Here is a 9,912-nt window from a genome sequence, read left to right on the forward strand (position 1 = left end):
CGTCAGAGAAGTGGGACTTACGGTGTGACGACGCCGGGCGTCGGGGACGGCGGAGGTGCGGCAGCGCGCGTGAGGAGACAGCTCGGCCCGCGACGGGGTCACCGAGGGAGGGAAAGGGCCGGTCGGACGGCCCGCCGCCGAGTCAGGCGCGACACGCGGCCGACCACACCCGACCGAAGTCGATGTGGTCGCGCGAGACCAAGCGCTGCCGGGCATTCATGTGACTCATTGAGCAGGACGTCGTGCTCCTCGTCAAGGAGCGCCCGGATGCCGGGACCAACTCGGCCGATCCGATGTGTGGTTGACACATCCGCGCCGTGGGCCCCTACGATCGACGACGGATCGGCTGCGCCCCGTGCGCAGCCCTCCGGCCGCGTTGAGGGACGCGGCGACCGTGACGACACCGGGCCCCGCGGCCGCACCGGGCGCCCGCTCCATCGCGTTCCACCACGCGTGGTGCCGGGTGGTCACACACGCCTGCGATTCCCTCCCCGGAGAGCCTCGATGATCACACCTTCCGACGTCGCCTCAGCCCGCGCGACGACCTCCCCGACCTCTCCCGAACGGGCGGACGCCCCCGGCGGCGCCGGCCTGCCGCGGATCGTGCCGCGCCGGCACCTCGGGCGCTGGGCGGCCGCCGCCGTCGCGCTGCTGGTCTGCGCGATGGTGCTCAACTCCGTGGTCCGCAACGACGCCTTCCAGTGGGAGGTGGTCGGCCGGTACCTCACCACCGCCGCCGTCCTCGACGGGCTGCTGCTGACGCTGTGGCTGACCGGCGTGGTGATGGTCCTCGGTTTCCTGCTGGGCACGGTACTGGCGGTGATGCGCCTGTCGGCCAACCCCGTGCTGCGCACGCTGAGTTGGGCGTACGTGTGGATCTTCCGGTCCACACCGCTGCTGGTGCAGCTGCTGTTCTGGTTCAACATCGGCGCCCTGTACCCGACGCTCGGTCTCGGCGTCCCGTTCGGGCCGCAGTTCGTCACCGTCCAGACGGTGCAACTGCTGGGTCCCACCCTCACCGCCGTCATCGGCCTGACCCTGCACGAGACGGCCTACGCCGCCGAGGTGGTGCGCGGCGGCATCCTGTCCGTCGACCCCGGGCAGACGGAGGCCGCCCAGGCGCTCGGCCTGAGCAGGCGCCGCACCCTGAGGCGGATCGTCGTTCCCCAGGCGATGCGCTCCATCGTGCCGACCGCCGGGAACATGCTGATCGGCACCCTGAAGGGCACCAGCATCGTCAGCGTGCTGGCCGTGCACGACCTGCTGTACTCGGCCCAGCTGATCTACAACCAGACGTACCAGGTCATCCCGCTGCTGATGGTGGCCACCCTCTGGTACATCGCGGTCACCAGCGTGCTCAGCGTGGCCCAGTACTACGTCGAGCGGCACTACGCGCGCGGTGACGCCCGCACCCTGCCGCCCACCGCGCCGCAGCGGCTGCGCGGCCGTCTCCTGGCGGTGTGCACCCGGCTGAACACGGCGGCGGACGACGCCCGGCCCGTGATCGGCGGTGACCGGTGAGCGCCGTCCCCTCCACGGCCGCCCTGGGGTGCTTTTCCTATTGAATTACTAGGAAAGCCTTGACGGTGTCCGGCAGGGCTGCGCAGGATGATGCGCATGTCCCGTACGCAGCAGCGACTCGTTCGTCGCCGGCATGTCGACTTCGGTCACCTCGCCAGCGCCGCCTGCTGTTGCGCGTAAGGCACGCCGTACGCCCGTGCCGATCCGCTCCGGCCTCCCCCGGGCGATCAGGCGAGCGCACCCGCTCCCGACGGCCCCTCACTCCCCAGGGACATCCACCATGACCACGGCACTCGCGGCCCGGTCCGCCCCGCACGATCCGCTCGCCGGCGTCCGCGCGACGGGCGACGACGCCGTCCACGTCGCCCCCGCACGCCGGACCGCCGGGGTGGAGGAAGACCGGCGCGACGCCCCCGTCGCCCGCTCGCGCCACGCGCCGGGCACGGCCACCCACCACCGGCGGGTGGCCGTACGGCGCGCGGGCCTCCCGTACGGACCGGCCGATTCCGCACCCTGCCACCGACCTTGAGGAGACCACCGTCATGGGCGTTGCCGCCGCGCCGTCCCGCTCCGCCGCGGGAAGCGAACGGACCGGGCCAGGCCGGGAGCACTGGCTGCGCGTGGCCCACGAGGTGGCGGACGACCTGGCCACCGACGCGGTGGCCCGGGAGCAGGCGGGCAAGGCGCCGATCGACGAGGTGTCCCGGCTGCGCGAGGCGGGCCTGCTGACGCTCCTGGTCCCGGCCGCGTCCGGCGGAGGCGGCGCGGACTGGTCCACGGCCTACGCCGTCGTCCGGGAGATCGGAGCGGCGGACGGCGCGATCGGCCAGCTGCTCGGCTGTCACTACTACGTGTCGTGGAGCGCCCGGTTCCTCTCCGCCCCGGATCTCGCCGCCCGGCTGGAGGAGCTGTCCGCTGCCGAGCAGTGGTGCTGGGGCGGTGGGCTCGCCCGTCACGAACCGCCGCTGACCCTGGTCAGGACCGGCGACGGCCAGGTGCTCGACGGCCGGCAGAGCTACACCACGGGCGTCCTGGTCGCCGACCGTCTCGCCGTACGGGCCGTGCGGGCCGACACCGGGGAGCCCTTCGCCGTCGTGGTCGATCCCGCTCGGCCCGGGGTGCGCGTCGACGGCGACACCGACCCGTTCGGGCAGCGGCTCGCGGCCGGCGGGAGCGTGGAGTTCGACGCCGTGCCGGTCGCCGACGACGACGTGCTCGCTTCCCTGTCCGCCGACGAGGACGCCCTCTCCCCTCTGGCCGCCCTGGCCTCCCCGGTCGGGCGCCTCGTCTCCGTCCAGCTGCTGCTCGGCATGGCGGAGGGGGTGCTCGCGGAGGCACGTGAGTACAGCAGGACGGGGCACAGCCAGTGGAACGCGGGCTGGCCCGCCGGCACACCCCACGACCCCCAGGTGCTGACCGCGTACGGAGAACTCACCGTGCTCACGCGCTCCGCGTCCGCCCTCACCGCTCAGGCGCTGGACGCCGTACAGGGCGGCCTGGCGCGCGGCGAGGAGCTCACCTATGACGAGTACGCGGACATCTCCGTCCTCGTGGCCATGGCCGAGGCCGCCGCCTCCAGGGCCGCGCAGGAGTCCACCACCCGCGCCCTCGACATCATCGGCACCCGCTCCACCTCCGCGCGGCTGGGCTTCGACCGCTTCTGGCGCAACGCCCGCACCCACACCCTGTACGAGCCCGTCGCCCACCGGCTCCGCGAGGTCGGCGACTACTTCCTCAACGGCGCGCACCCCCCGTTCGCCCTGCCCGCCTGACCCGGTGACGGCGGGCGCTCCAGCCGGTCGCGTGCCCCCTGGGCGGCGGGCCCGACAGACCCTCGCAAGGCACCAGACCTCAGAGCGCGGACCGTCCTCCAGGACGACGGCCCCTGCGCGACTGCTTGACGTTGAACCGTTTCATTGCTTCTCTCTGACTGCTCATGGGAGCGTTCCCACCCCACGTCGAAGGGATCCCCGTGGAGTCAACCCCCCACTCGCCCAGGCGCGGTCGCGCCCTCGCCGCCCTCCTGACGGCTGTCCTCGCCGCCTGTCTGCCGGCCTGGCCGGGCGGGTCCCCGGCCCAGGCGGCGCCGGGCGTCACCGCGGCGGCTCCCGGACAGCCCGGCGACCCCCACATCACGTTCGTGGGCCGCTGGGACACCACGAGCTCCAGCACCGCCTACACCCCGTACTGGGCGGGCGCCTACTACCGGGTCGGCTTCACCGGCCGGACGGTCAAGCTCAAGCAGCGCAACACGATCGACCTGTGGGCGCGGATCGACAACGGGCCCGTGAAGTTCTACGACGACGTCAAGGGCACCGTGAACCTCACCCCGACGGCACCGTCCGCGGGCAACCACACCCTCCAGGTCAACTACCAGGTGGTCGCCGGCTCCTACCGCGGCGACGCCGTCTTCCAGGGGCTGGTCCTCGACAGCGGCGCGACGACCTTCGCGCCGCCGGCTCCCGGCAAGCTGATCGAGTTCGTGGGCGACTCGATCACGGTCGGCACCACCAGCTCGCAGAACGCGCGCACCGCCTACGGCTGGCTGGTCGGAGAACGCCTGGGCGCCGAGCACACCCAGATCGCCCAGGGCGGCGCCTGCCTGGTGGCCACCTCGGACGGATGCGTCGGACTGGAGCGGCAGTTCACCAAGCTCAACCCCAACGCCTCGACGCCCGACTGGAACTTCTCGCGCTACCAGGCCGACGCGGTCGTCATCAACCTCGGCACCAACGACGTGGGCCACGGGGTGAGTACGACGACGTTCCAGGCGGCGTACGGCAGCCTGCTGCGCAAGGTGCGGGCCGCGTACCCCCGGGCGTGGATCTTCGCGCTGGAGACCTTCCGCGGGCGGTACGTCCCGCAGACCCAGGCGGCGGTGCAGGCTGCGGTCGCGGCCGGCGACACGCGCGTCTCCTTCGTCGACACCACCGGCTGGCTGGGCTCGGGCGACCTCACGGACTCGGTCCACCCGAACGACCAGGGGCACCGCGCCATCGCCGACCGTCTCGCGCCGATCATCGCGGCGCGGATCGGCACCTGACGCAGAGGGCGGTCCGGGCACCCCGCGGGATTGCGCGGGGTGCCTTTCCGTTTTTCCGCTTCTCTGCAGAGGACAGTGACACGCAGGGCTGGAGTCCGGCTGGTGAAGCGCTTCGACAGCAGGAGCCTCCGCGAACGACCCAGTCAAGCCGGTCTTTGCGCCGCCAGCACCCTTGTTACTCCCGTACTGTCTCCGCTAGCTTGCGCCTAAAGGTGAAGCGCTTCGACAGCGTGTGGCGCGTGAGGGGCACCGACCGCGAAAGGGCCGCCATGACCAAGGAAGAGCAGGCCTTCGACTGGGGACATGAGGCCCTCCGTCTCGGGTTCGTCCTGGACGACCAGGGCAGCCCGCGTCTGACGCGTCTCGGGCTGCCCGGCGACGCGGACAACGACCCCGCGTCCCTGCCCCTGGTGGAGGTGAGGGCCGCGGGGCACGGCCGCGACTGGTCGGGCAACCGCCTCGTCGGCACCGCCCTCGGCGGGCGGCTGCGCCACCGGACCCACCGGGCGAGCCGCGACGGCGTCTGGCACATCCTCACGGTGCATCTCCACGACCCGGAGACCGGGCTGGCCGCGGAGGTGACCTACCGGTCACCGGACGGCATCCCCGTGCTCCGCGGCGAGGTGACGCTGCGCAACGAGGGGCAGTCCACGCTGCACCTGGAGTCGGTCAGCTCGCTCGCGGTGGGCTGTCTCACCCCGCGAGGCCCCGCAGCCCTCGACGCCGCGGACCTGCTGTGGGCGGAGAACGACTGGCTCACCGAATGCCGCTGGCAGCGGCGGCCGATGCGCCTGACGAGCCCGCTCCACAGCGGGCGGGTGAGCAACGCGCACGGCAAAAGCGGCTTCGACCTGAACGGACAGGGCACCTGGTGCAGTTGCGGACACCTCCCCATGGGCGGCCTGACGGACCGGCGTACCGGCCGCACCTGGGTGTGGCAGATCGAGCACAACGGCGGCGGCTGGCACTGGGAGTGCGGCGAGCACGACCAGGCGGCCTACACGGCACTGTTCGGTCCCACCGACACCCGCCACGGCTGGCGGCACCCCCTCGAACCCGGCGCCGCCTTCACCACCGTACCGGCCGCCCTGTCCTTCAGCGCCGACGGCGGCCCCGACGAGGCGTTCGCCGCGCTGACCCGCTACCGCCGCGTCCAGCGCCGCCCGCACGCCGATCACGAGCGCCTGCCCGTCATCTTCAACGACTACATGAACTGCCTGATGGGCGACCCGACGACCGACAAGCTGCTGCCGCTCGTCGACGCGGCGGCGGAGGCGGGCGCGGAGTACTTCGTGATCGACGCCGGCTGGTACGACGGTGACGACGGCGGCTGGTGGGACAGCGTCGGCGCCTGGGAGCCCGCCGCCTCCCGGTTCCCCGGGGAGCGCGGGATCCACGAGGTGCTGGACCGCATCCGGGAGCGCGGCATGGTGCCGGGCCTGTGGCTGGAGCCGGAGGTGATCGGCGTACGCAGTCCCATGGCCGCGTCGCTGCCGGACGAGGCGTTCTTCCGCCGCGACGGCGTCCGCCTCACGGAGGCCGGCCGGCACCATCTGGACCTGCGCCATCCGGCCGCCCGTGCGCACCTGGACGCGGTGGTGGACCGACTGGTCGGCGAGTGTGGCGTCGGCTACCTCAAACTCGACCACAACATCGACCCCGGCCCCGGCACCAGCGCCCACCCCGGCGAGACCCCGGCCGCCGGCCTGCTCGGCCACAACCGGGCGCACCTCGCCTGGCTCGACGGCGTCCTGGACCGGTACCCGCACCTGGTGGTGGAGAACTGCTCCTCCGGCGGCATGCGCTGGGACCACGCCCTGCTGTCCCGGACACAACTGCAGTCCACGAGCGACCAGCAGAACCTCCACCTGTACGCGCCGATCGCGGCGTCCGCGCCCACCGCCGCCACGCCCGAGCAGGGTGCCGTCTGGGCGTACCCCCAGCCGGAGGACACCCTGGACGAGGTGGCCTTCACCATGGCCAACGCGCTGCTCGGCAGGATCCATCTCTCCGGCCGCGTTCCCGAACTCGGTCCGCGGGCGCGCGCCTTGGTCCACGAGGCGGTGGCGGTGTACAAGGCCGTCCGCGCCGACCTGCCGCAGGCCGTGCCGTCCTGGCCCCTGGGCCTTCCCGGCTGGGACGACCCCTGGATCGCCCTGGCCCTGCGCACTCCCGCCACCACCTACCTGACCGCCTGGCGCCGCCCCGGAAACGGCGCCACGGCGACGCTGCGCCTGCCCCACCTGCGGGACACCGCCGCCCGTGTCGACCTGCTCTACCCCTCGGCCGGTCAGGCCGTCACCGCCTGGCTGCCCAGCACGGCCGAGCTGAGCCTGACCCTGCCCACCGCGCCGTCCGCCGTCCTGCTCCGCCTCACCCCCACGGGCACCGGCGCTCACTGAACCCCCCACGCCCGCAGCACGAACCGACGAGAGGACCTCCCGGGTGTCCCCTTCGCACGCACCGGACGGACGCTTCACCAACCCCGTGATCCCCGGCTTCCACCCCGACCCCAGTGTCTGCCGCGTCGGCGACGACTACTACCTGGCCTGCTCCAGCTTCGAGTACTTCCCCGGCGTCCCCCTCTTCCACAGTCGTGACCTGGTGCACTGGAGGCAGATCGGCAACGTCCTGGACCGGCCGGGCCAGTTGCGGCTGCCGATCGGCATGCCGTCCTCCGGCGGGATCTACGCCCCCACCCTGCGCCACCACGACGGACGGTTCTGGCTGATCGTCACCAACTGCAGTGAGGGCGGCGGCAACCTGATCGTCACGGCGACCGACCCGGCCGGACCGTGGTCGGATCCCGTGTGGGCGCCCGGCGTGCCCGGTATCGATCCCGACCTGGCCTGGGACGAGGACGGCACCTGCTGGTGCACGGTCGCCGGGGTCGCGCAGGTCCGTCTCGACCCGTCCACCGGGCGGACGTACGGGACTCCGCACCGGCTCTGGTCCGGCGCACCGGGCGCCAAGGCCCCGGAGGCGCCGCACCTGTACCGGATCGGCGACCACTGGTACCTGCTCATAGCCGAGGGCGGCACCGAGCGCGGCCACGGCGTGTCGATCGCCCGCGGGCCCGCGCCCACCGGCCCGTTCGAGCCGTGCCCGGCCAACCCGATCCTCACCCACCGCGGCACCGACCACCCCGTCCAGAACACCGGGCACGCCGATCTGGTGCAGGCTCCGGACGGTTCGTGGTGGATGGTGCTGCTCGGCGTGCGGCCGGGCGGCGGTACCCCGGGCTGGCATGTGCTGGGCCGCGAGACGTTCCTGGCGCCGGTGACCTGGGTGGACGGCTGGCCGGTCGTCGGCGAGGTGTCGCTGGAGGCGCCCGCGCCGGGCTGGCCGCTCCTGCCCGGCGCGGACGAGGAGGGCCGGGACGACTTCGACGCCGCCGAGCTGCGGCCGTACTGGATCTCCCCCAGGGACCGCCCCGCCGAGCACTACGGCTTGCGGGAGCGCCCCGGCTGGCTGACGCTGCGGGCTCGCGGGGGCTCGCTGGACGAGCCGGACGTCGTGTTCGCCGGCCGGCGCCAGCAGCATCTGTCGTGCCGGGCCCGCACCCTGGTCGACGCGGCAGCGGGACGCGGCGGCCTCGCCGTCCGTCTCGACGAGCGGCACCACTACGAGATCGAGGCTTCCGCCACGGAGGTCCGGGTGCTGGCCCGGGTCGGCTCGCTGAGCACCGTCGTGGCCGCGCGGCCGCACTGCGCCGACCCGGCCGTGGTCCTCCGCGTCGAGATCACCGAACCGCCGGCGCCGCACGGCCCGCGCACCGGCCCCGACGTCGTCTCCTTCGGTGTCGAGGGGCCGGACGGCACCTTCACCGCCCTGGCGACGCTCGACGGCCGCTACCTGTCGACCGAGGTGGCCGGCGGCTTCACCGGCCGGGTCATCGGCGTGTACGCCGCCGAAGGCACCGTCCACGTCGACTGGTTCGCCTACGAACCGCTCACCCCCTGAGCGGACGCTCCCGCTCCGCTGCCGGCGCACCGCTGGACCGACCACGTCTTCACACACCGCAAGACTTGTCAGGTACATGACTAGCTCCTACAGTCCGGAACGGAACACCGCATGGGAGCGCTCCCAACGCCCGGGCGGAAGGGAGCACTCCCCTGTCCCGCGAAACAAGGCCGTACCTCGGAAAAGAGACCCCACATGCGACTCTTGCCGTGCCTTCCCCGTCCTCCCCGCGGCGCGGTGGGCGCTGTCGTCAGCGCGCTCGCCACCGTCGCGGCCCTCTTCGTCGCCACGCCCCAGGCCCAGGCCGACACGACCGTCTGCGAACAGTTCGGCTCGACGGTCGTCCAGGGGCGCTACGTCCTGCAGAACAACCGCTGGAACACCAACGAGACCCAGTGCGTCACCAGCACCGGCACCGGCTTCCGGCTCACGCGGGCCGACGGCTCCGTCCCGACGACCGGCGGACCGAAGTCGTACCCGTCCCTCTTCTACGGCTGCCACTACACCAACTGCTCGCCGGGCACCAACCTCCCCGCGCAGCTCTCCCGCATCTCCAGCGCGCCGAGCAGCATCTCGTACGGCTTCGTCAACGACGCCGTCTACAACGCCTCGTACGACATCTGGCTGGACCCGACGCCCCGCACCGACGGGGTGAACCGCACCGAGATCATGATCTGGTTCAACAAGGTGGGCCAGATCCAGCCCATCGGCTCGCAGGTCGGCACGGCCACCGTGGGCGGACGCAGCTGGCAGGTGTGGCAGGGCAGCAACGGGACCAACGACGTGATCTCCTTCGTCGCCCCGTCGGCTGTGAGCAGCTGGAGCTTCGACGTGATGGACTTCGTCCGGCAGGCCGTGGCCCGCGGACTGGCCCAGAACACCTGGTATCTGACCAGCGTCCAGGCCGGTTTCGAGCCCTGGCAGAACGGCGCGGGACTGGCCGTGAACTCCTTCTCGCAGACCGTCAACACGGGTGGCGCACCGGGCGGCCCGGGCGGGACCACCGCCTGCAAGGTCGGGTACGCGACGAACGTGTGGCAGGGAGGCTTCACCGCGGACGTCACCGTCACCAACACCGGTTCGGCACCCGTCGACGGCTGGCGCCTCGCCTTCACGCTTCCTTCCGGGCAGCGCATCACCAGCGCGTGGAACGCCGCCCTCTCCTCGTCCTCGGGATCCGTCACGGCGAGCGGTCTGACGCACAATGCGAGCATCGCCCCCGGCGGCAGCCAGACCTTCGGGTTCCAGGGCACCTACAGCGGCACCTTCGCCGCGCCGGGCGGGTTCACTCTCAACGGCACCGCCTGCAGCGTGGCATGACACCACCGGCGCCGGGCGCGCGCACGCCGCCCGGCACCACGGCGTCCGGCCCGCGCACCGCGGCC

7 protein-coding genes are annotated in these 9,912 nt (G+C 72.7%); all 7 read left to right on the top strand.

The features are described from left to right. Positions 1–504: 504 nt before the first annotated feature. Positions 505–1,521 (top strand): amino acid ABC transporter permease, encoded by a 1,017-nt coding sequence (locus tag AB0K80_RS25920; RefSeq protein ID WP_365673536.1) that lies wholly within the window; start codon positions 505–507, stop codon positions 1,519–1,521. 280 nt (positions 1,522–1,801) lie between these two features. Continuing rightward, complete coding sequence (locus tag AB0K80_RS25925) at positions 1,802–2,050, top strand: hypothetical protein (RefSeq protein ID WP_365673537.1); 249 nt, start codon at positions 1,802–1,804, stop codon at positions 2,048–2,050. A 13-nt stretch (positions 2,051–2,063) separates the two neighbouring features. Next, the gene (locus AB0K80_RS25930; protein WP_365673539.1) at positions 2,064–3,293 is read left to right on the top strand and encodes an acyl-CoA dehydrogenase family protein; all 1,230 of its coding nucleotides are present in this window, start codon (positions 2,064–2,066) and stop codon (positions 3,291–3,293) included. A 200-nt stretch (positions 3,294–3,493) separates the two neighbouring features. After that, entirely contained in the window at positions 3,494–4,564 is a 1,071-nt protein-coding gene (locus tag AB0K80_RS25935) for a GDSL-type esterase/lipase family protein (RefSeq protein ID WP_365673541.1), read from the top strand. 269 nt (positions 4,565–4,833) lie between these two features. Next, positions 4,834–6,966 carry an alpha-galactosidase gene (locus AB0K80_RS25940; RefSeq protein ID WP_365673566.1) on the top strand — a complete coding sequence of 711 codons (2,133 nt, stop codon included), beginning with the start codon at positions 4,834–4,836 and terminating at the stop codon, positions 6,964–6,966. A 43-nt stretch (positions 6,967–7,009) separates the two neighbouring features. After that, a complete protein-coding gene (locus tag AB0K80_RS25945) occupies positions 7,010–8,527 on the top strand; it encodes a glycoside hydrolase family 43 protein (protein ID WP_365673543.1) in 1,518 nt (505 codons plus the stop codon). Positions 8,528–8,722: 195 nt separating this feature from the next. Continuing rightward, positions 8,723–9,847: a cellulose binding domain-containing protein gene (locus AB0K80_RS25950; protein WP_365673545.1), complete on the top strand. Its 1,125-nt coding sequence runs from the start codon at positions 8,723–8,725 to the stop codon at positions 9,845–9,847. The last annotated feature ends 65 nt before the right edge of the window (positions 9,848–9,912 follow it).

Origin of the sequence: Streptomyces sp. NPDC052682, assembly GCF_040678435.1 — a bacterium.
Taxonomy (GTDB): Bacteria; Actinomycetota; Actinomycetes; order Streptomycetales; family Streptomycetaceae; genus Streptomyces.